At 63.1% G+C, this 20,486-nt stretch carries 18 protein-coding genes; 12 read left to right on the forward strand and 6 right to left on the reverse strand.

Annotated elements, in window-relative coordinates:
* Positions 1–89: 89 nt before the first annotated feature.
* From JNO51_RS02070 to ylqF, 4 genes are all read left to right on the forward strand, one after another.
* Positions 90–1,712 carry an electron transfer flavoprotein-ubiquinone oxidoreductase gene (locus JNO51_RS02070; protein WP_215782637.1) on the forward strand — a complete coding sequence of 541 codons (1,623 nt, stop codon included), beginning with the start codon at positions 90–92 and terminating at the stop codon, positions 1,710–1,712.
* Between the two features lie 275 nt (positions 1,713–1,987).
* A complete protein-coding gene (locus tag JNO51_RS02075) occupies positions 1,988–2,605 on the forward strand; it encodes a hypothetical protein (RefSeq protein WP_215780778.1) in 618 nt (205 codons plus the stop codon).
* Between the two features lie 311 nt (positions 2,606–2,916).
* The gene (locus JNO51_RS02080; protein ID WP_215780781.1) at positions 2,917–3,129 is read left to right on the forward strand and encodes a DUF3820 family protein; all 213 of its coding nucleotides are present in this window, start codon (positions 2,917–2,919) and stop codon (positions 3,127–3,129) included.
* 2 nt (positions 3,130–3,131) lie between these two features.
* Positions 3,132–4,064, forward strand: coding sequence for a ribosome biogenesis GTPase YlqF (ylqF, locus tag JNO51_RS02085; protein ID WP_215780784.1), 933 nt, complete (start codon positions 3,132–3,134; stop codon positions 4,062–4,064).
* 12 nt (positions 4,065–4,076) lie between these two features.
* Here the strand turns inward: ylqF and ruvX are convergent, their stop codons facing one another.
* Entirely contained in the window at positions 4,077–4,514 is a 438-nt protein-coding gene (gene ruvX / locus JNO51_RS02090; RefSeq protein ID WP_215780786.1) for a Holliday junction resolvase RuvX, read from the reverse strand.
* Positions 4,498–5,058: a YqgE/AlgH family protein gene (locus JNO51_RS02095; RefSeq protein ID WP_215780790.1), complete on the reverse strand. Its 561-nt coding sequence runs from the start codon at positions 5,056–5,058 to the stop codon at positions 4,498–4,500. Before JNO51_RS02095 ends, ruvX begins: the two co-directional genes overlap by 17 nt.
* A 128-nt stretch (positions 5,059–5,186) precedes the next feature.
* Between JNO51_RS02095 and smc the strand changes: the two genes are divergently transcribed.
* The 3 genes from smc (at position 5,187) to JNO51_RS02110 (ending at position 10,797) form a co-directional block, all read left to right on the forward strand.
* Positions 5,187–8,675, forward strand: coding sequence for a chromosome segregation protein SMC (gene smc / locus JNO51_RS02100; protein ID WP_215780793.1), 3,489 nt, complete (start codon positions 5,187–5,189; stop codon positions 8,673–8,675).
* Positions 8,676–8,737: 62 nt separating this feature from the next.
* Positions 8,738–10,117, forward strand: a complete 1,380-nt coding sequence (locus JNO51_RS02105; protein WP_215780795.1) for an MFS transporter — start codon at positions 8,738–8,740, stop codon at positions 10,115–10,117.
* Positions 10,117–10,797, forward strand: coding sequence for an energy transducer TonB (locus JNO51_RS02110; RefSeq protein WP_215780798.1), 681 nt, complete (start codon positions 10,117–10,119; stop codon positions 10,795–10,797). Before JNO51_RS02105 ends, JNO51_RS02110 begins: the two co-directional genes overlap by 1 nt.
* Here the strand turns inward: JNO51_RS02110 and JNO51_RS02115 are convergent.
* The 4 genes from JNO51_RS02115 to JNO51_RS02130 are packed head-to-tail and all read right to left on the reverse strand — an operon-like array spanning position 10,791 to position 12,946.
* A complete protein-coding gene (locus JNO51_RS02115; protein ID WP_252346220.1) occupies positions 10,791–11,354 on the reverse strand; it encodes a YceI family protein in 564 nt (187 codons plus the stop codon). The two genes, JNO51_RS02110 and JNO51_RS02115, sit on opposite strands and share 7 nt — an antisense overlap.
* 24 nt (positions 11,355–11,378) lie before the next feature.
* Positions 11,379–11,924, reverse strand: a complete 546-nt coding sequence (locus JNO51_RS02120) for a YceI family protein (RefSeq protein ID WP_215780802.1) — start codon at positions 11,922–11,924, stop codon at positions 11,379–11,381.
* 22 nt (positions 11,925–11,946) lie between these two features.
* Positions 11,947–12,492, reverse strand: coding sequence for a cytochrome b (locus JNO51_RS02125; RefSeq protein WP_215780804.1), 546 nt, complete (start codon positions 12,490–12,492; stop codon positions 11,947–11,949).
* The gene (locus JNO51_RS02130) at positions 12,476–12,946 is read right to left on the reverse strand and encodes a MarR family winged helix-turn-helix transcriptional regulator (RefSeq protein ID WP_215780807.1); all 471 of its coding nucleotides are present in this window, start codon (positions 12,944–12,946) and stop codon (positions 12,476–12,478) included. Before JNO51_RS02130 ends, JNO51_RS02125 begins: the two co-directional genes overlap by 17 nt.
* Before the next feature lie 258 nt (positions 12,947–13,204).
* On the opposite strand from JNO51_RS02130, the gene JNO51_RS02135 reads away from it, so the two are divergent.
* From JNO51_RS02135 to galU, 5 genes are all read left to right on the forward strand, one after another.
* Complete coding sequence (locus JNO51_RS02135; RefSeq protein ID WP_215780809.1) at positions 13,205–14,350, forward strand: cell division protein ZipA C-terminal FtsZ-binding domain-containing protein; 1,146 nt, start codon at positions 13,205–13,207, stop codon at positions 14,348–14,350.
* A 51-nt stretch (positions 14,351–14,401) separates the two neighbouring features.
* Complete coding sequence (gene ligA / locus JNO51_RS02140; RefSeq protein WP_215780811.1) at positions 14,402–16,534, forward strand: NAD-dependent DNA ligase LigA; 2,133 nt, start codon at positions 14,402–14,404, stop codon at positions 16,532–16,534.
* A complete protein-coding gene (locus JNO51_RS02145) occupies positions 16,531–17,973 on the forward strand; it encodes a tetratricopeptide repeat protein (protein ID WP_215780814.1) in 1,443 nt (480 codons plus the stop codon). The genes ligA and JNO51_RS02145 overlap by 4 nt, the downstream gene beginning before the upstream one ends.
* 6 nt (positions 17,974–17,979) lie before the next feature.
* Positions 17,980–19,515: a tetratricopeptide repeat protein gene (locus JNO51_RS02150; protein WP_215780819.1), complete on the forward strand. Its 1,536-nt coding sequence runs from the start codon at positions 17,980–17,982 to the stop codon at positions 19,513–19,515.
* 76 nt (positions 19,516–19,591) lie between these two features.
* Positions 19,592–20,455: a UTP--glucose-1-phosphate uridylyltransferase GalU gene (galU, locus tag JNO51_RS02155; RefSeq protein ID WP_215780822.1), complete on the forward strand. Its 864-nt coding sequence runs from the start codon at positions 19,592–19,594 to the stop codon at positions 20,453–20,455.
* Positions 20,456–20,486 lie beyond the last annotated feature (31 nt).

The raw sequence follows: 20,486 nt of genomic DNA on the forward strand, positions 1-20,486 counted from the left end.
TTTGATTTTTGACGAACGTGGTGGGTTCATTGCATTATTGCGTGTATTAGAGCGCAAAGCGCAAAGGAGAAACGGTGGAACGCGAATCGATGCAGTATGACGTGGTGATTGTCGGCGCCGGTCCGTCCGGGCTGGCCGCCGCGATTCGTCTCAAGCAACTGGCCGCCGAGGCGGGTCGGGAAATCAGCGTCTGTGTGCTGGAAAAAGGCTCGGAAGTCGGTGCGCATATCATGTCCGGTGCCATCATCGAACCGCGCGCGCTCAATGAGCTGATCCCTGACTGGCGGGAAAAGGGCGCGCCGCTGAACACGCCGGCGCGTGAGGACCGCTTTCTGCTGCTGACGCAGACCGAGTCGGTGCAGCTGCCGACCCCGCCGCAGATGCACAACGAAGGCAACTACATCGTCAGCCTGGGCAATTTCTGTCGCTGGCTGGCGACCCAGGCCGAAGAACTGGGCGTCGAAATCTACCCGGGCTTTGCCGCGGCCGAGGTGCTCTACCACGCCGATGGCTCGGTCAAGGGGGTGGCGACCGGCGACATGGGCATTGGCCGCGATGGCGAGAAGACGGATGCCTGGCAGCCGGGCATGGAGCTTTGGGCCAAGCAGACGCTGTTCGCCGAGGGCTGTCGAGGCTCGCTGACCAAGACCTTGCTGGCACGTTTCAAGCTGGATGCCGACAGCGATGTCCAGACTTACGGCATCGGCATCAAGGAGCTGTGGGAGGTCAAGCCCGAACTGCATCAGCCGGGCATGATTACCCATACCATCGGCTGGCCGCTGGACAACAGCACCTATGGCGGCTCCTTCCTCTATCACCTGGAAGACAATCTGGTGGCGGTGGGGTTTGTCATCGGTCTGGATTATGCCAACCCCTATCTGTCTCCCTACGAAGAATTCCAGCGCTTCAAGACCCATCCGGCGATCCGTGGCGTCTTTGAGGGGGGGCGCCGCATTGCTTACGGGGCACGTGCGCTGTACGAGGGCGGGATTCAGTCCCAGCCCAGGCTGACTTTCCCGGGGGGCGCGCTGATCGGCGATACCGCCGGCTTCCTCAATGTACCGAAGATCAAGGGTTCGCATGCGGCCATGAAGTCCGGCATGCTGGCCGCCGAGGGCGTCTTCGAGCAGCTGTCGCAGCAGCCCGAGACCGAAGGGGCCGAGGTGCAGGGCTATACACAGCGTTACCGCCAGAGCTGGCTGTATGACGAGCTCTATCGCGTGCGCAATATTCGTCCTTCCTTCCGCTACGGGCTGTGGGCCGGCATGATCTATTCGGCCATCGATACCTGGCTGTTCCGCGGCAAGGCGCCCTGGACGCTGCATCACACCCACAAGGACAGCGAGTGTCTGCAGACCGCCGACAGTGTCGAGCCGATCAGCTATCCGAAACCGGATGGCGTGCTGACCTTCGATCGCCTGTCGTCGGTTTTTCTGTCCAGTACCAATCACAGTGAGGATCAGCCGATTCACTTGCGGCTGAAGGACCCTTCGGTGCCGATTGACATCAATCTGGCAAAGTATGCTGCGCCGGAAACCCGCTATTGTCCGGCCGGGGTCTATGAGATCGTGCAGGAGGGCAGTGGTCCGCGGCTGCAGATCAATGCGCAGAACTGTGTGCACTGCAAGACCTGTGACATCAAGGATCCGACGCAGAACATCGTCTGGAGCGTGCCGGAGGGCGGCGGCGGTCCCAACTATCCGAATATGTAATTCCGGAAGACCTGTCGTCAGAAGTGATGAAAAGAGGCTTGACTTACTTCTGACGGCGGGTCAGCATACTCACCATGAGCCAACAGACATTCTCCCTGAACCGTTATTGGTATTGGTACCGCACTGACGCGCGGCGCCAAGGGGTCTGTCTGTTCTGAAGTTATTGCAGAATGATCACGACAAATGCCGCCGCGAACCGGGCGGCATTTGTTTTTTCACCTAGTGACGATACAGATGATCTCCCCGGCCAGCGGTCGAACAAGGGGATCCCCATCATGGAAGAATTGACCGGCGACCGACAGGTTGCGACCGAACAGACAGACTCCGGGCATCTGGTGATGCTCCGGCCGGTCACGCTGGTGACCGATGTACAGGCTTTCTCTTCGGTCTGGCGCCCTTATGCCCAGCTGGCACCGCAGATCGAGCGGCTGCGTCAGCAGGGGGCCGGTCAGTGTGTGATGGAGTCTTCTCTGCCGGAAATCCGTGCGCTGGCCATGCTGCTGGCCGCACGGCGGGCCGATCGCCATGCCGCACGCTCCCCGACGCATTTCGCCGATGAGGCCGACTGGCTGTGCGCCCGGGCGTTTTTGCTGGGGTTGTCGCATGTCGAGATCACGCTGGCCCAGATGGCCATGTTCGACGAGGCCAATCTCAGGTTGCGCCGGCTCGCTGCCCATGGTTTGCCCGTGGCAACGGGCCTGCTGCCGGTCTTGAATACGTCTCCCCAGTTGCCGACGGCGCCGATGGTGCTGCATGGCTGGAGTCCCTTGTCCGTTGACGAGGGGGAGGGGGTGGTGGCGTCAGCTGCCGGCTCGCCTCAGGCGCGAGCCTTGCGCCAGCGTTGTCAGAAGCGTTTTGCCCTGTTGCTGGGGGCCTGGCGGCCTAGGCCATAAAAACGGGGCACCCTTGCGGAATGCCCCCAGCGCTCTGCGCGAGCCGTCAAATCCGGGAAAACCCGGATGGCCAACAATATGCAAGCCTGCCGGGAGGGATGTCCGGGGCCATGATTGTGACTGGCGCCGATGCTACCGGTTTTGACCCGCCCTTGTCGTCAGTCAAACGACATCCCCTTGAGCCATGTCAAAAGCATGGCCAGGCCTGGAGATGTCACCGACAATCCAACAAATTGCTGTAAACAAAGCGTTTTCATGGCTTAGTTGTGCCGTTTTTGGCACAATGCGCATCCCTGCCGAGATATTTCACGATGCAAAACGATGACCTGATGCTGCTGGTCACGCGCCAGATGCCTTACGGCAAGTACAAAGGACGGCTGATTGCCGATTTGCCGCTTCATTATCTGTCCTGGTTTTCACGTGAGGGATTTCCGCCGGGAGAGATCGGTCGTCTGTTGCAGCTGGTGTTTGAGCTCCAGCATAACGGGCTGATGTCTCTTTTGGATCCTCTAAGAAAGCGTTAAGCATGGCAATTCAATGGTTTCCCGGCCACATGAACAAGGCGCGCAAGGCAATTGCCGAGCGCGTACAGGATATCGATGTGGTCATCGAGCTGCTCGATGCCCGTCTGCCGGCATCCAGTGCCAATCCGATGCTGGCGCAGCTGACGCGCAACAAGCGGGCACTGAAGATCCTCAACAAGCAGGATCTGGCCGACCCTCAGGTGACCAGGCTGTGGCTGGATCATTACAACGGTCAGCCCAATACCCGCGCTCTGGCCCTGGATGCCGGTGACCGCGCGCCGACGCAGAAACTGATTACCGCCTGTCGTGATCTGGTCCCTCATCGCGGCGGGCTGGACAAGCCGCTGCGGGTGCTGATCTGCGGCATCCCGAACGTGGGTAAATCCACGCTGATCAACACCATGACCGGGCGCCGTGTCGCCAAGACCGGCAATGAGCCGGGCATCACCAAGTCACAGCAGCGTATCCTGCTGGCCGATGACTTCGAGCTGTTCGACACCCCGGGGATGCTGTGGCCGAAAATCCTGGTCGAGGAGGGGGGCTACAACCTGGCCGCCAGCGGTGCCATCGGTCGCAATGCCATGGACGAGGAAGAGGTCAGCCTGGTTCTGTTGGGCTATCTGATGCGCCGTTACCCGGATGCCCTTTGCCAGCGCTACAAGCTCGACAGTCTGGAAGGGCTGCAGGACGTGGATGTGCTTGAGGCCATCGGGCGCAAGCGCGGGGCCATGCTGGGCGGCGGACGGGTCAATATCCAGAAGGCTGCCGAGGTGGTGTTGACCGATTTCCGGGCTGGTTCGACCGGCCGTATTACCCTGGAGCGCCCGGAAGAGTGGGTGGTCTGGCTCAAAGTGGCGCGGGAGCGCGAAGCGCAGCGCCTGGTGGACAAGGCCGCGCGCGAGAAGGAAAGACAGGGCAAGTCGGCGGCCGAGTAAACCCGGCCGGGCTCAGACCTGCTCGCCCGGCTGCTCGAACCAGGTTTGCAGGATGGCTTGCGCCGCGACCTGGTCCAGCACGGGTTTTTGCTTGCGGCCGCGCAGGCCGGCCTCACGCAGCAGCGATTCGGCCAGCAGCGAGGTGTGACGCTCGTCCACCAGCCATACCGGCAGGGCAAAGCGCCCCTTGAGCCGGTTGGCGAAGCGGCGAGCCAGTCTTGTCATGTCGTGTTCGGTGCCGTCGGCGTGAGTCGGCAGCCCGACCACCAGCGATTGCGGCTGCCATTCGGCGATCAGGGCGGCAATGCGCGCAAAGCGCTCGTCATTGCTTTCGGTGTCGATGGTACAAAGGGGGTGGGCAATGCCGACCAGCGCTTCGCCGGTGGCGACCCCGATACGGCGTTCGCCGAAATCAAATGCCAGTGCGGATCCCTCAGGCATGACCGACATCCCCGGACAGCAGGGACGGATCAAACCCCAGCAGGGCCATGGCGGCGTCGTAGCGTTCTTCCGCCGGCAGATCGAAGATGATCTGCGGGTCGCTTTGCACGGTCAGCCAGGCGTTGCTGGCGATTTCCTCTTCCAGCTGTCCGCCTGACCAGCCGGCATAGCCGAGCGTGACCAGAATGTGCTCGGGCCCCTTTTGTTCGGATACCGCGATCAGCACATCCTTGGAGGTGGTCAGCATGATGTCGTCGGTCACCTTCAGGCTGGACTGCCAGTCGCTGATCGGACTGTGCAGCACGAAGCCGCGGTCTGGCTGAACCGGCCCGCCGAACAGCACCTGGGTGGCGGCGATCGGGCCCGGCTCGATCGACAGGTCGATCTGGTCGAACAGCTGGGCGAGCGCAATGCCGGAGGGTTTGTTGATGATCAGCCCCATGGCCCCGTGCTCACCGTGCTCGCACAGGTAGACCAGCGCGCGGGCAAAGAGCGGGTCGGCCATGTTGGGCATGGCGATGAGAAACTGATTGGCGAGCGATAACGATTTCATTTTTGCATTATGGCACAGGCGGCACATAAAGACGCTTGCCGTACCCGGTGGGGACGGGATCGCGTTCGGCACGCCGTGACAAGCCTTGTTAAACTGTCGGTTTCGAGCGTCTCGCAAGCGAGGGTGTGGTGCGGCTTACGCATATAAAGCTATCCGGATTCAAATCATTTGTCGATCCGACCTCCATCCCGGTTCCCGGCCAGCTGGTGGCGGTGATCGGGCCGAATGGCTGCGGCAAATCCAATGTGATCGATGCCGTACGCTGGGTGTTGGGTGAGTCCTCCGCCAAGCAGTTGCGTGGCGAGTCGATGCAGGACGTGATTTTCAACGGATCCACCACCCGCAAGCCGGTTTCGCGTGCCTCGGTCGAGCTGGTCTTCGACAATGCCGACGGCCAGATGGCCGGCCCCTGGGGCCAGTACGCCGAAATCGCCATCAAGCGCGTGCTGACCCGCCAGGGTGAGTCCAGCTATCTGATCAACAATCAGGTGGTGCGCCGGCGCGACATCACCGACCTGTTTCTCGGTACCGGCGTGGGGGCACGGGGATATGCGGTGATCGAGCAGGGCATGATCTCGCGCATCATCGAAGCCCGGCCGGAAGAGCTGCGCGTCTATCTGGAGGAGGCGGCCGGCGTGTCGCGCTACAAGGACCGGCGCCGCGAAACCGAAAACCGCCTGGCGGATACCCGAGACAATCTGTCCCGTGTCGACGACCTGCGTCTGGAGCTGGAACGCCAGGTCGAGCGACTGACCGAACAGGCCGCCGTGGCCGCGCAATACCATGATCTGCGTGCCGCCCTGACGCACAAGCAGAATCTGCTGGCGCTGGCCCGGCGCGAGGAAGCTGCCCGCGACGAAGCCCATGCCCGCGCAGAACTGGCGCGGCTGGAGAGCGAAGAGGCTCGCTTGTCGCAGGCGCTCTCCGCCCTGGATGCCGAGCTGGAAACCGTGCGCGACAGCCACTTCAGTGCCGGTGACCGGGTCCAGGCGGCACAACATCAGGTCTTTGAAACCAATGCCCAGCTGGCGCGACTGGAAGAACAACAACGCCATCGTCAGGAAACCCGTGCCCGCATCGAGCGCGATCTGGCGCGGGCTCGCAATGACCGCGCCATGCTGGCGGATGAGCAGTCAGGCATTGCGGATCAGCGCAGCGAGTGGCTGGCACAGCGTGAAGAGCTGCAGATGCAGCTGGAAGAGGCCATGCTGCGGCTGGAAGACGACCGGGCCCAGCTGCCGGACGTCGAGGCTGAGCATGCCGGTCACGAGGCCCTGCAGAGTCGTCTGAGCGAACAGCATGGCGAGCGCTTGCGTCAGCGTGATCTGGCCAGTCAGCATATCCAGCACCTGCAGCAGTCCCTGCAGCAAAAAAATGATCGTCTCAAGGCGCTGCAGCAAGAGCAGATTGCCTTGAATCTTCCCAGCCAAAGCGCGCTGGATGAAGCGCAGCGAGTGGTCGACGACGCGCGCGAGGCGCTGGCCTCGGTGCAGCAACGCGTGGTGCGTGATGAGGCCAAGCAGGCTGATCTGGCCAGCGAGCGCGAAAAGCTGGATGAAAGCTTGCACCGGCTGCGGGGCGAGCTGGCACGGGCCGAGGCCGAGGTCTCGGCGCTGAGCGCGCTGTTGTCGCGCCAGCAGGATGCCGGTGCACTGACGGACTGGCTGGCCGAACAGGGGCTGCAGCAGGCTCCGCAGCTGTGGCAGGCACTGCAAGTGGAGGAAACCTGGCGCAGTGCGCTGGAAGCGGTGCTGGCCGAACGCCTGACGGCACGCCATGGCATGTTGCCCGCGCAGCCGCCACCGGCCGCCCTGGTGCTGATCGATGAGGCACCGGCCTCAGCCCCCGCGGTGGTGGCGAGGTCTCTGCCTGCATTGCGCGACCGCGTGCAGGCCGGTGCGCCGTTCGCGGCGGCGCTGGACGACTGGCTGGCCGGGGTCTATCTGGCCGAGGACTTGCAGCAGGCACTGGCCTTGCGCCCGCAGCTGGCGACGGGAGAATGTCTGCTGACCCCGCAGGGACACCGTGTGGATCGCCATAGTGTGCAGTTCCATGGGGACACCGCAGACGATGGTCTGATGGCGCAGAAGGCGCGTCTGGACGAGGCGGTCAGCCGCGTCGCGGCGCTGAGCCCCGAAGTGGCGGCCTTGCAATCGCGGCGTGACAGCCTGGTGAGTCAGATGAACATGCTGGCCGAAGCCATTCGTGGTCAGAAAGGGGCCGTCACCCGGCTGGACGGCGAGCTCAATGCCGCCACGGTGGCGCATGTGCGGCTGGATCAGGCTGCCCGTCAGGGCAGTGCCCGCCGCATGGCCATTCTGAGCGAGGAGGCCCAGCTGCAAGAAGAGTTGGCGCTGGCGCAGGCACAGATGCTGGAAGCGGCCGAAGTGATCGAAAGCGTGGCGCTCGAGCTGGAGACGCTGGATGAGCAGATGACTCAGGCCCGGGCGGCTCGTGCCCGGACCCAGTCCACGCTGGCCGCCGCGCGCGAGCAGTCGCAGCAGGCCGAGCGCCAGATGCATGACATTCGTCTGCGCCTGCAGGCCGCCGAGCAGCAGGTTGCCGAACTGACCCGTCGCGATGAGGAGCGCGGCGAGCGCGATGCCCTGCTGGCGGAACGACTCGAAGCCCTGGCCGAAGAGGCGGAATCGCTGCTGGAGGATGATGGCCAGGCGTCTCTGCAACTGCTGCTCGCCGAGCGCGAGCAGGCGGATGGCGAGCTGGCAGCCGCCCGTGACCAGCTCAATGGTCTGGCTGAGCGCATGCGTGCCCTGGCCGCTCAGCAGCACGAGATCAATCAGGCTCTGCCCGCCTTGCGCGAGGCCCGTCAGTCTGCCCTGCTGGCCCATCAGGAAGCGCGCATCGCCATGGAGCGCTACAGCGAGGAGCTGAAAGAGGCGGCAGCCGATGAGGCGGCGCTGCTGGCCGATCTCGGTGCCGGGGTGAAACCCAATGCGCTGGCGGCGGAAATCGCCCGCCTGGCTCGCGCCATGGAAGGACTGGGCGCCGTGAATCTCGCCGCGCTGGAAGAGCTGGAGCAGGCCCGGTTGCGCGGCGAGTATCTGGGCGCACAGGCCGATGACCTGTTGCAGGCGATTGCCACCCTGGAGAGTGCCATCCAGAAAATCGATGCCGAATCGCGGGCCATTCTGCAGAGCACCTTCGATGCGGTGAATGCCAAGATGAGCGAGTTTTTCCCGACGCTGTTCGGCGGTGGTCGTGCCGAGCTCACCCTGACCGGCGAGGACTTGCTCGACGCCGGGGTGCAGATCATTGCCCAGCCTCCGGGCAAGAAAAACAGTACCATCCATTTGTTGTCCGGTGGCGAGAAAGCCCTGACGGCGATGAGCCTGGTGTTCTCGCTGTTCAGCCTCAATCCGGCCCCTTTCTGCCTGCTGGACGAGGTGGATGCCCCGCTGGACGATGCCAATACCAGCCGCTTCTGCGATCTGGTGAAGAAAATGGCCGAGCGCACCCAGTTCCTCTATATCTCGCACAATCGCCTGACCATGGAAATGGCCGAGCAACTGGTGGGGGTGACCATGCAGGAGAAGGGGGTCAGCCGCGTGGTGGCGGTGGATATTGTCCAGGCGCTGCAGATGCGCGAGAGCGCCTGAGGTTCATCGATGACGTACAATAAATATATAATGCTGATCTTCTATCCACCGAGCTGTTCGCGATGACCATTCGCATCCAGCGTTGGCAACCGGAAAACAGGATTTTCTGGCTGACGCACGGTCGACGCATTGCCAACCGTAACTTGTTGCTGTCTACCTGCTCGCTTCATCTCAATTTCAATATCTGGATGATGTGGAGCATGGTGGTCGTCAACCTGCCGGCCGTCGGTTTTCTGTTGACCCGTCAGCAAGAGTTCCTCCTGGTTTCGATCCCCGGTCTGGTCGGGGCCCTGATGCGCATTGCCTATTCCTGGGCGTGGAGCTGGGTGGGGGGCGGGACCTGGATGGCCCTATCGACCCTGTTCCTGCTGATTCCGGCGCTGGGCGTGGCCCATGTGGTGCAGGACATCGCCACGCCGTTTCCCATGCTGCTGCTGATTGCCGCCTGCTGCGGTATTGGCGGCGGGGCCTCGGCCTCGCATCTGCCGAACATCAGTTTCTTTTTTCCCAAGGCGGCCAAAGGCTTTGCCATGGGTATCAATGCCGGCCTGGGTAATCTCGGTGTCTCGGTCTCGCAACTGGTGGTGGCCGTGCTGATCTCGGTCAATCTGTTTGGCTGGACCGGCGGCGAGCCGCAGATCTGGGGGCAGGGGGGCGACGTGCATGCCGTCTGGCTGCAAAATGCCGGCTATTGCTGGACGCCGCTGATTGCCCTGATGGCCATCATCTGTCTGCTCTACGCCCACGATATGCCGCGTCTGCGACTGACCCCGGTCGATCAGCTCAGTGCCATGAAGCATCCGCATACCTGGGCGATCTGTCTGCTGTATTTGAGCAGCTACGGCACCTTTCTCGGCCTGTCGGCAGCGTTTCCCCTGCTGTCGCATGCCATGTTCCCGCTGCATAACGCCCTGGCCTATGCGTTCATCGGCCCGATGATCTGCGCGCTGGTGCGTCCCTTTGGCGGCTGGCTGGGGGATCATCTGGGCGGCGGGATTACCACTTTGTTCAGCAATGTGCTGATGGCCGCCGGGACGGTCGGTGTACTGCTCAGCCTGCCTGGGGACAATGGCGGCGGATCGTTCTGGCTGTTCCTTTGCATGGTGCAGGTGATTTTCTTTGCCGCCGGCATTGGCAATGGCTCCTCCTACCAGCTGGCGCCCAAAGTCTTCATGCACGAAGCCATGCTGCAGGCGGCCGAGCGCGGCGAGGATGAGGCACAGGCCTATACCCGCGGTGGTCGCAACGGCGCGCTGGCCATGAACATCTGTTCAGTCGGGGCGGCGTTCGGCGGCTTTTTCATTCCCAAGTCTTTTGGCAGTTCGCTGAGCTGGTTCAACAGTTTCGTACCGGCTTTCGGCCTGTTTTTCCTGTTTTATCTGCTGGCCTCGCTGATTGCCTGGTGGTGCTACACCCGGCGTGGTGCGGTCATGCGTTGCTGATGTCCATGCTGCGTCGTCATCCCTTGCGTCTGGCCCTGGCTGTGTCCGTGCTGGCGCACCTGCTGGTGTTGCTGCTGTTGTTGCCGCTGCGTGCCAGCCAACCCTTGCCGGCACCGCTGCAGGTCGAGTTGCTGAATGCTCCCGGCCATGGCGGCGGGGCGGCAACCACGGCCAGGCCTCATCCCTCACGCCCGGTGGTCCAGTCCAGGGCGGCGCCTCCGGGCGCTCATCATCCTGCTGATACGGTGAGCACGCCTGCCCCGGCAGCGGTGATCGCCTTGCCATCCGCGGCGGCCCAGGCCGAGCGTGGCGGTGCCAGAACACCGGCGCCGGCCGCGACGACACAGGCGGACAATGCGGGAGCGTTGACAGCACCGTCAGGGGGGAGTGTTCAGCCTGCCAGCGTGACGCCCGCCCGGTATCTGGGCGATGCCCAGGATCCGCCTTATCCGGAGTCGGCCCGGTCGCGTGGTGCCGAGGGACGGGTTGAGGTGCAAGTGACCCTGGCATCCGACGGTCGGGTGACCGCGGTGAAGCTGACTCGCTCCAGTGGGGATGAGGAGCTGGATCAGGCGGCGCTGGATTTGTTGCGGCGGGGGACGTACACCCCGGCACAGCGTGCCGGGGTGCCGATTGCGTCACGGTTGAGGATGACTGTGCCGTTCAGGCTGAATCACTGAGCCTGGGCTTCGATGGTGAGGTGCAGGGTCACGTCGTCGGCGATGGCCGGCAGGTAGGTCATCATGCCGAAGTCGCTGCGCTTAATCTGGGCAACGGCATTGGCGCCATAGGCATCCTTGCCGGCCATATCCTTGCCGCCGTGGAAGTTGGTCACGGTCAGCGATACCGGCTTGGTCACGCCCAGCAGGGTCAGATTGCCATCCACACGGCTCAGCTTGTCACCCACGAAGACCAGTTTGTCGGCCTTGTAGCTCATGGTCGGGAACTTGGCGACATTGAAGAACGCTTCGCTCTTCAGGTGCTTGTCGCGTGCCGGCCAGAAGGTTTGCAGCGAGTTGGTGTCGATGGTGACATCGACTGCACCGCTGTGGGCTGCCGCATCCAGCACGACCTTGCCGGCGACCTTGGTAAAGGTACCGGACTGGTTGGAAAAGCCCATGTGATTGATTTCATAGGCGGCATAGGTGTGGCTGGAATCAACGGTATAGCTGACCGGTGCCGCCAGGGGCAACGAACTGGCCGCAGCCAGCAGGCTGGCCAACAACAGGGGTTTCATCACGGTTTTCTCCTTGCAGGGCTGTTATTTGTTGCCTGGGTAGGCAACATGGAATTTGATGCTGACCTGGTCTGCGACGGTGTCGGTATCGGCCCACTCACCTTCGCCCACCTTGAACGCCAGACGCGACACCGGCAGCGTGCCGTCCACGACATTGAGCGCCCCCTGGCGCGACAGCGTGAAGGGGGCCGACACGTCGCGCGTGATGCCCTTGATGGTCAACTTGCCGCTGAACTGATAGCGGTTGTTGCCCAGCGGGCGGATGCTGCTGGTGACGAAGCGTGCGGTGGGGAATCGTGCCACACCGAACCACTCTGGTTTCTGGGCCTGCGCCGTGGCGTCTGCCGTCGGCAGGCTGATGCTGGCCACCTGGATGGTCAGGTCAGCCTTGCCCTGGGCCGCATGGGCCGGGTCGAGGGCAATGTCGCCGCTGAAACGCTTGAACTGTCCCTGCATGGGGATATCCATCTGCTTCAGCGAGAAGTCGATGCGACTCTGGGCGCTATCGAGCGGTACGGCCAACAGTGGGCCGCTCATCAGCAACAGCCACGGAGCAAGAGACCATTTCATGCCAAATTCCTTCTGTCAGGTGTCAGGAACCGCCGAGGCGCATGCGGTTGAGCATGCCGTCCCGGTCGATAAAGTGATGTTTCAGGGCGACCAGGACATGGCCGATCACCGTCAGGGCCAGCAGCAGGTTGAGGCCGCGGTGTACGAGCTGCAGTTGTTCACCAAGTGCCTGATCCGCCGGCAACAAGGCGGGCAGGTGAACCACCCCGAATGCCACGACCGGAATGCCAAAGGCCGAACTCATGGCCCAGCCGGACAGCGGCACCGCCAGCATCAGCAGATACAGTGCCAGATGACCGAGGTGGGCCAGGCGCTGCTCGCCCGGGCCCATGTGATCCGGCAGCGGCGGCACCTTGCTGAACAGGCGGACCAGCACGCGCAGTGCCAGCAGGGACAGAATCAGGATGCCGGTCGACTTGTGACCGAGGATCAGCTTCAGGCGCAGGGGCGACAGCGGCAGGCTCCAGATTTTCAGCCCGACGGCAAAACAGGCAATGATCAGAAAGGCCATCAGCCAGTGCAGGAGGACGGCGCTTTTGGCATAACGGGCGTTAATCGCAGATTTCATTGGGTACCTCGCTCATGGCCGTGGCAAAGGCCTCTCTCAGGCGCAGCAGTTCTGCTGCGCAACGCTCATAATCCTGGCCGCTGAAACCGGCAAAAGCCTGCTGCATATACGCCAGATGGGCGGGGAAGGCCTGCTCGAACAGGGCTTCCCCCTTGGCCGTCAGCGCGACAAACACGCTGCGGCGGTCGTGTTCCATGGTCGTGCGCTGTACCAGGCCCTTGTCGCAAAGACGGTCGACGACACCGGTCAGCGTGCCCTTGGTAATCAGCGTCTTCTCGGACAACTCTTTGCAACTCATGCCGCGGGTATTGCCCAGTGTGGCAACCACGTCGAATTGCGGCGGTGTCAGTCCCATCTGCCGGACGTGATGCGCCGAGAACTGCTCGAAGGTCTGATAGGTTTGAGCGAGTAATCGGATCACCGGCAAGAAGGGCTCCCGGGGTGTGGCACTCATGGTGTCTCCGTTTTTGTATGGATGAATATAGTTCGTGTTAGAACTAATTGTAAAGTGGCTTGTGCATGAATTTCTAGCACAAATAGATGATGAATGTATCGACTTCCACTTGTCCGTGGTGGCATGCTGGTAGCTTGAAAATGAGCGAGAACCCCCGCATCGGCAGGCTTTCCCGTATGATTCTCTGCTATACAGGTGTCGCCTGACCGGCGATTCGTTATACTACCCACGGATTTATTCGCCCTTGCGGACTGGCTGATGAGCGAATTGCAAATAGGTTTACTGGTGTTGGGCGGGTCGGTAGTCGGCCTGGTATACGGTTTTAATGTCATTCAGGAATGGCGCTTCCGTCGCAGGATGCGCCAGTCTTTCGTGCGCACGCAGGACGATCCCTTGCTGAACGTCCCGAAGAACAATGTGCGTGACGGTGTCCGTGCCGATCGCCTGGAGCCGGTGCTGATTGATGCCGGACGCGCTGATCTGCCGGAACCGGAACCGTTCGAAGTCGATGTGCCGCCGCTGGACGCCCAGGCGGAAACCGAGCCGGCACCCGCCAGTCCGGTGGCCGAGGTGTCGCTGGATGCGGCGGACCACCAGGCGCTGGTGGTGGCCATGCTCGATCCTTCGCTGGATTTCATCTGCGAAGTGGTTTTCCACGAGCCGCTGGAACTGGTCAGCATGCCGCGCTTCAATGTGGCCAAGCGCGTCCAGATCATCGGACGGACCGAGAAGGGGTTGTGGAAACCTGCCGAAGTGCTGCCCGGCATCCGCTACAAGCAGATCAATATTGGCCTGCAGCTGGTGGATCGCGGTGGTGCCGTGACCGAGCAGGAACTGGCGAGCTTCTGCCAGCAGGTGACGCGCTTTGCCGACGAGTACAGCGCCGCAGCCAGCTTCCCTCAGCGCCAGCAAAAGCTGGTCGCCGCCCGAGAGCTGGACCGCTTCTGTGCCGACGTGGATGTGCTGATCGGCATCAATATCGTGCCGCGCCAGGCCATCGAAGGCACCCGGCTGCGCAGCTTTGCCGAAACCAACGGCATGCAGCTTGAGCCGGATGGTGCCTTCCACTATCTGGCCGACTCCGGCAATACCCTCTATTCGCTGATGGCGGCCGACCAGATGCCGTTCACCCTGCACACCCTGCTCGACAACAGCTTCCCGGCGCTGTGCCTGCTGTTCGATGTGCCGCGTGTCGCCGGCGGGGTGGAGGTCTTTGACCGCGCCGTTCAGTTTGCCCGTCTGCTGGCACAGGAGTTCGATGCCCAACTGGTGGACGATAATCGTCGCCTGCTGACCGATGTCGGCCTTGGCCGCATCCGCGACCAGCTCAAAACAATCTATGGCAGCATGGATGACCGCGGGATTGCCCCGGGCAGTGTCGCCGCGCTGCGCTTGTTTGCCTGACCTGCAGGGCCGGCCGATCGCCGGCCCTGATTCCTTTCCGACCTGAATCCTATGCCCACTGCCCCTCACCAACGCGCCTCCGAGTTGCGTGCCTTGCTGGACCGTTACGGTCGCGAATACTACGAACTGGATGCCCCTTCGGTCCCTGATGCCGAATACGACCGTCTGATGCGCGAACTGCAGACGCTCGAAGCCCAGTTCCCCGAATTGCAAACCGCCGACTCGCCGACATTGCGCGTCGGCGGCGCCCCGCTGGATGCCTTCGAGCCGGTGACGCATGCCGTTCCCATGCTGTCGCTCAACAATGCCTTTTCCGATATGGAACAGACCGATCCGGCCCTGCGTCATGCCGAGCTGATCCAGTTCGACGAACGCGTGACGCGCGAGCTGGCCAGTGGCACCGTCGAGTATGCCGTCGAGCCGAAATTCGATGGCCTGGCCATCAGCCTGTTGTATCGCGACGGCGTGCTGGTGCAGGCGGCGACGCGGGGTGACGGCCTGACCGGCGAGAATGTGACGGAGAACGTGCGTACCGTGCGCGGCATTCCCCTGCGGCTGCAGGGGGAGGCCTGGCCCGCCCTGCTGGAGGTGCGCGGCGAAGTGCTGATGTTCAAGGCCGACTTCGAACGTCTGAATCAGGCGCAGGAGGCGCAGGGCGAAAAACGTTTTGCCAACCCGCGCAATGCCGCGGCGGGCAGTCTGCGGCAGCTGGACTCGCGCATTACCGCGCGTCGCCACCTGTCCTTCTTTGCCTATGCCATCGCCCGCATCGAGGGGGCGGACTGGCCGTCCACCCATCAGGGGGAGATGGACTGGCTGGCGCAACTCGGGCTGCCGGTGGTGGCGCCAGACTTGCGGCCGGTGGTGCAGGGGCTGGATGGCCTGACCGGCTATTACGAAACCGTGCTCTCGCGTCGGCCGGGGCTGCCCTATGACATCGACGGCGTGGTCTACAAGGTGAACCGGCTTGATCAGCAGACCCAGCTGGGTTTTGTCTCGCGCGCCCCGCGCTTTGCTATCGCGCACAAGTTTCCGGCGGAAGAGGCGCTGACCGTCGTCGAGGCGGTGGAGGAGCAGGTCGGGCGAACCGGGGCGATCACCCCGGTGGCGCGTTTGCAGCCGGTTTTTGTCGGCGGCGTGACGGTGACCAATGCCACACTGCACAACCAGGACGAAGTGCTGCGCAAAGATGTGCGTGTGGGCGACACGGTCATCGTGCGCCGTGCCGGCGACGTGATTCCCGAGGTGGTGTCGGTGGTACTGGAAAGACGGCCGATGCGCGATGTGCCGGGGGCTGATCTGTTCTCGCCGGCGCAGGAGCCGGTGTATCCGGCCTATCGCCTGCCGACGCACTGTCCGGTGTGTGGCTCGCATATCGTCAAGGAAGAGGGAGAGGCCATCGCCCGCTGTAGTGGCGGCCTGTTCTGCTCGGCTCAGCGCAAGCAGGCGATCTGGCATTTTGCCGCCCGCCGGGCCATGGATATCGATGGCCTGGGAGACAAACTGATCGAGCAACTGGTCGACCGCGGGCTGGTGCATACCCTGGCCGATTTGTACCGGCTCGATGCGGCCACGCTGGCGGCCATGGAGCGCATGGGGCAGAAAAGTGCCGACAACCTGGTGGCGGCCATCGAGGCCAGCAAGCAGACCACGCTGGCGCGCTTTATCTACGCCCTGGGGATCCGCAACGTCGGCGAGGCCACCGCGCGCGATCTGGCCCGGCATTTTGCCGAGCTGTCTGTCTTGATGGCACTGGGGGAGGGGCTGGACGATCCGCTGCAGCGTGCGCGTGCGCTCGATACCCTGATGGCGGTGCCGGATGTCGGCCCGGTCGTGGCCGAATCCATCCTGGATTTTTTTGCCGAACCGCACAATCGCGAGGTCGTGAATGCCCTGATCGAAGCCGGTGTGCACTGGCCACAGGAAGCGGCTGTCGATGTGGCCAGCCTGCCGCTGGCCGGCAAGACCCTGGTCCTGACCGGCACGTTGCCCAGCCTGTCGCGCGATGAGGCCAAGGCGCTGATTGAGGCGGCCGGCGGCAAGGTGGCCGGCAGCGTGTCGGGCAAGACGGACTACCTGGTGGCGGGCGAGGCGGCGGGCAGCAAGCTGGACAAAGCCCGGTCGCTGGGCATCGCCATCCTTGATGAAGCCGGATTACGGCAATTGCTGGAGACCAAGACATGAATCAGGGCAACGCGGGCGTGGCAGATTTCGAACAGGGGTGCCATCTGCTGGCACAGGGAGAACTGCATGCCGCGCTGACCGTGTTCGATCAGCTGCTGGCCGCGGATGACCAGGACTGGCAGTCGCGCGCCAACCGTGCCCTGATCCATTACCGTCTCGGCGCTTTCGACAAGGCGCTGGATGATTATTGCCTGGCGCTGGCCATCAAGCCGGATGCCGTCAATCTGCTGGTCAACTTTGCCGTACTGCTCAAGGAACTTGGTCAGCTGGATACCGCTGAATCGCTCCTGGTTCAGGCCCTGCAGCTGGACCCGGCGCATGCCGATGCCTGGAGTAATCTGGGGATTGTGCGCGTCTACCGGCTGCAATATGACCAGGGGGCGCAATGCCATGTGCGTGCCATCGAGCTGGCGGGTGACAGTCCGGCGCGCTGGACCAATCTCGGCAATGCCCTGACCGGCGGACTGTATCTCAACGAAGCGGTCGAGGCCTATGGCAATGCCCTGCAACTGGCGCCGGACTACCATGAAGCCCGCTACAACCAGTCGATTCCGCTGTTCATGCTCGGGCGTTATCGCGAGGCCTGGCCCCTGTACGAGTCGCGCTGGCAGACCATCCTGACGCCGCGCTTTACCGAACGCCGCTGGCAGGGCGAGCCGCTGGGGCAGGATTGTCTGCTGATCTGGAGCGAGCAGGGGCTGGGAGACTGTCTGCAGATGGCGCGTTTTTTGCCCCTGCTGCGAGCCACCCATCCTGAGGCGCGGCTGGTGTTGGCCTGCCCGGCCAGTCTGCACCGGCTGTTCGCCTCGCTGTCCGGCATCGAGCTGATCGAGGCCACGGACAGCGTGCCATTCGACTGGCAGCTGCCGATGGCCTCGCTGCCAGGCATTTTCCAGACGGAAATCGATCAGTTGCCGGTCCTGCCCTATCTCGCGGCGGATCCACAGCGGGTGGCGCAGTGGGCTGAGCGACTGCCTGCCCGTCAGCCCGGAAAGCGGCGCGTCGGTCTGGTGTGGCAGTCAGGCGTCTGGGGCGTCGGCGCGCAGGACCTGACCCGGCAGTACAAGTCGATCGAGCCTGGCTTGCTGCAGCGCCTGCTGCCGCTGGCCGATTTTGTCAGCCTGTGGCCCGGTGCCTTGCCAGACAGCTGGCAAGGTCACGTTCACGCGCCGGCGATTCAGGATTTTGCCGATACAGCGGCGCTGATCGCCCAGCTGGATCTGGTGTTGTGCGTTGATACCGCCGTGGCCCATCTGGCCGGTGCCATGGGGCATCCGGTCTGGCTGCTGATGCGGCAGGAAGGGGCGCCGTTCTTCGGTGTGACGGGAGAGCAGGCCCCCTGGTATCCGAGTATCCGCGTTCTGCGCCAGCCGGTGGCTGGTGACTGGCTGCCGGTACTGGCGCAAGTGCAGCGTCAGCTGCAAGACATGCAAGGGTAAGACGCGATGGTGAATCCGCTTCCTGGTGAGTTGCTGCAACTGAAAAAAGAAGCCGGGCGACAGCGTCAGAACCCGGTGCTGTGGCAAAAGCTGGCGCAACGCTGTGTCGAGCTGGCGCTGCCGGCCGAAGCGCATGATGCCTTTCTGCATCTGACCCGCCTGCAGCCGGACAACGGCGCAGCCTGGTTTGGTCTGGCCAATCAGGCCTATCTGCTGGGCCAGTACCCGCAGGCGCTGGATGGCTTCATGAAAGCCTTGAGCATCAATCCGGCTTCGGCCGAGATCCGCAACAATCTGGCCCTGCTGCTGGCCGGTTTGGGCGAACTGTCGCTGGCCGAGCAATTGTGGCTGGAGGCGCTGGACAGCCGGCCTGACTACCAGGATGCCCTGAATAATCTGGGCAATCTGTATCGGGATTGCCGACAGTTCGAGCAGGCGCATCTGTGCCTGGAGACGGCCTTGCAGCTGGCGCCGGACAGCGCGCGCGTCATGACCAATCTGGGCTTGCTGCTCAAGGCCGAAGGCCGGCTGGACGAGGCCCTGACGATCTACCGTCAGGCACTGGACCAGGCCGGCGACCCGCCACCGGAATTGCCCTACAACTACAGCATTGCCCTGATTCAGTCCGGCGAGTGGCTGCGCGGTTTCCGCTGGTACGAGCAGCGCTGGGCCCTGCCGCGTCTGGCGGCCCGCAAGCAGGACATGGATGCGCAGCTGCCGGCCTGGCAGGGCGAGTATCTCGCCGGCAAAACCTTGCTGCTCTGGCAGGAGCAGGGGCTGGGGGACACGCTTCAGATGGTGCGTCTTCTGCCGCTGTGGCGGGCGCGCCAGCCGGAATGCCGGGTGGTGCTGCGGGTGGCGCCGCCCCTGCTGCGACTGTTGGCCGGTTTGCCGGGCGTGGATCTACTGCTCGACACGCAAGCGCCGCTGCCGCCGGCGGATTTCCATCTGTCCCTGATGTCGCTGCCGATGCAGCTGCAACTGACGCCTGACACCTTGCCACCCTTTGCGCCCTATCTGGCGGCGGATCCCGCCCTGACTGCCCGGTGGGCGCCGTCACTGCCTGCCCGGCGTGGTCGTCCCAGGCTGGGACTGGTCTGGCAGTCGGGGCAGGCCGGCACCGGCGCGGATGAGCGTGACCGGCAGGCGCGCAGTCTGTCGCACGAGGTGTTGCACGCCTTGTTGTCGTCGCTGGACGCGGACTGGGTGAGTCTGCAGTTTGGGGCCGAGGCCCTGCCGGACGAGCTGCAGGCCATGCTGGCGCAACCGGCACTGACCGACTTTGCCGACAGCGCCGCCATTCTCGGGCAGCTGGACGGGCTGGTGACGGTGGATACCGCCGCGGCCCATCTCGGCGCGGCCATGGGCTTGCCGACCGTGGTGCTGATGTCGGCCCTGGGGGGCAATCTGTTCCCGGCCGAAGGGGAGCGGATGCCGTGGTATCCGTCCATGCGCCTGTTGCGCCAACAGACGTTGCATGACTGGCAGAATGTGCTGCAGGTGTTGCCTGAAGTGCTGAGCACGCTGCTGGAACCGCAATAATTCGGCAAATTGCTAGAGCCTGTCGCTGCGGCAAGTTAGAATACGCCCGATTAAATTCAGAAAGCTTAGTACGCCAATGAAGAAAATTACCAAAGCCGTGTTTCCGGTCGCCGGATTGGGCACGCGCTTTTTGCCGGCAACCAAGGCCAGTCCGAAGGAAATGCTGCCTGTGGTCGACAAGCCGTTGATTCAATATGCGGTGGAAGAGGCCGTTGCAGCCGGGATCACCGAACTGATCTTTGTGACGGGGCGCAACAAGCGCTCCATCGAGGATCACTTCGACAAGGCCTATGAGCTGGAAACCGAGCTGGAAAACAAGAACAAGCAGAAGTTGCTCGACATGGTGCAGGGCATCCTGCCGCCGTCGGTGACCTGTGTCTACACCCGTCAGCCCGAGGCGCTGGGTCTGGGCCATGCGGTGCTGTGTGCGCAGCCGGTGGTCGGCAATGAGCCGTTTGCCGTGATTCTGGCCGACGATCTGATCGACGGCGAGCCGGGTGCCATGGAGCAAATGGTCAAGTTGTTCGACGAGACCCATTGCTCGGTGCTTGGGGTGGAAACCGTCGCGCCGTCGGAAACCGGTTCCTACGGTATCGTCGAGGTGAGTGATGGCGCCAGCGGCCATCGCAAGGTGACCTCGATTGTGGAAAAACCGCGTCCGGAAGAGGCGCCTTCGAACCTGGCCGTGGTCGGTCGCTACATTCTGACCCCGCGCATTTTCGAAAAGCTGATCAATACCAAGCCGGGTGCCGGTGGCGAGATCCAGCTGACCGACGGGATCGCGGCCTTGCTCAAGGAAGAAGACATTCTGGCGCTGCCGTTCTCCGGCGTGCGCTATGACTGCGGTTCCAAACTGGGTTATCTGAAGGCCACCGTCAGTTATGGTCTGAAGCATCACGAGGTCGGCGAGGCCTTTGCGGATTATCTGGCCAACCGCTAAAAACCAATCATTGTAATCCTCCCGTGTCCGG

Source organism: Paludibacterium sp. B53371 (genome assembly GCF_018802765.1).
Classification (GTDB): domain Bacteria; phylum Pseudomonadota; class Gammaproteobacteria; order Burkholderiales; family Chromobacteriaceae; genus Paludibacterium.

What these genes read in the sequence shown, in the direction of transcription:
- JNO51_RS02070 (WP_215782637.1), top strand. Translation starts at nt 90, where the DNA reads ATGCAGTATGACGTGGTGATTGTCGGCGCCGGTCCGTCCGGGCTGGCC.
- JNO51_RS02075 (WP_215780778.1), top strand. Translation starts at nt 1,988, where the DNA reads ATGGAAGAATTGACCGGCGACCGACAGGTTGCGACCGAACAGACAGAC.
- JNO51_RS02080 (WP_215780781.1), top strand. Translation starts at nt 2,917, where the DNA reads ATGCAAAACGATGACCTGATGCTGCTGGTCACGCGCCAGATGCCTTAC.
- ylqF (WP_215780784.1), top strand. Translation starts at nt 3,132, where the DNA reads ATGGCAATTCAATGGTTTCCCGGCCACATGAACAAGGCGCGCAAGGCA.
- ruvX (WP_215780786.1), bottom strand. Translation starts at nt 4,514, where the DNA reads ATGTCGGTCATGCCTGAGGGATCCGCACTGGCATTTGATTTCGGCGAA.
- JNO51_RS02095 (WP_215780790.1), bottom strand. Translation starts at nt 5,058, where the DNA reads ATGAAATCGTTATCGCTCGCCAATCAGTTTCTCATCGCCATGCCCAAC.
- JNO51_RS02105 (WP_215780795.1), top strand. Translation starts at nt 8,738, where the DNA reads ATGACCATTCGCATCCAGCGTTGGCAACCGGAAAACAGGATTTTCTGG.
- JNO51_RS02110 (WP_215780798.1), top strand. Translation starts at nt 10,117, where the DNA reads ATGTCCATGCTGCGTCGTCATCCCTTGCGTCTGGCCCTGGCTGTGTCC.
- JNO51_RS02115 (WP_252346220.1), bottom strand. Translation starts at nt 11,354, where the DNA reads ATGAAACCCCTGTTGTTGGCCAGCCTGCTGGCTGCGGCCAGTTCGTTG.
- JNO51_RS02120 (WP_215780802.1), bottom strand. Translation starts at nt 11,924, where the DNA reads ATGAAATGGTCTCTTGCTCCGTGGCTGTTGCTGATGAGCGGCCCACTG.
- JNO51_RS02125 (WP_215780804.1), bottom strand. Translation starts at nt 12,492, where the DNA reads ATGAAATCTGCGATTAACGCCCGTTATGCCAAAAGCGCCGTCCTCCTG.
- JNO51_RS02130 (WP_215780807.1), bottom strand. Translation starts at nt 12,946, where the DNA reads ATGAGTGCCACACCCCGGGAGCCCTTCTTGCCGGTGATCCGATTACTC.
- JNO51_RS02135 (WP_215780809.1), top strand. Translation starts at nt 13,205, where the DNA reads ATGAGCGAATTGCAAATAGGTTTACTGGTGTTGGGCGGGTCGGTAGTC.
- ligA (WP_215780811.1), top strand. Translation starts at nt 14,402, where the DNA reads ATGCCCACTGCCCCTCACCAACGCGCCTCCGAGTTGCGTGCCTTGCTG.
- JNO51_RS02145 (WP_215780814.1), top strand. Translation starts at nt 16,531, where the DNA reads ATGAATCAGGGCAACGCGGGCGTGGCAGATTTCGAACAGGGGTGCCAT.
- JNO51_RS02150 (WP_215780819.1), top strand. Translation starts at nt 17,980, where the DNA reads ATGGTGAATCCGCTTCCTGGTGAGTTGCTGCAACTGAAAAAAGAAGCC.
- galU (WP_215780822.1), top strand. Translation starts at nt 19,592, where the DNA reads ATGAAGAAAATTACCAAAGCCGTGTTTCCGGTCGCCGGATTGGGCACG.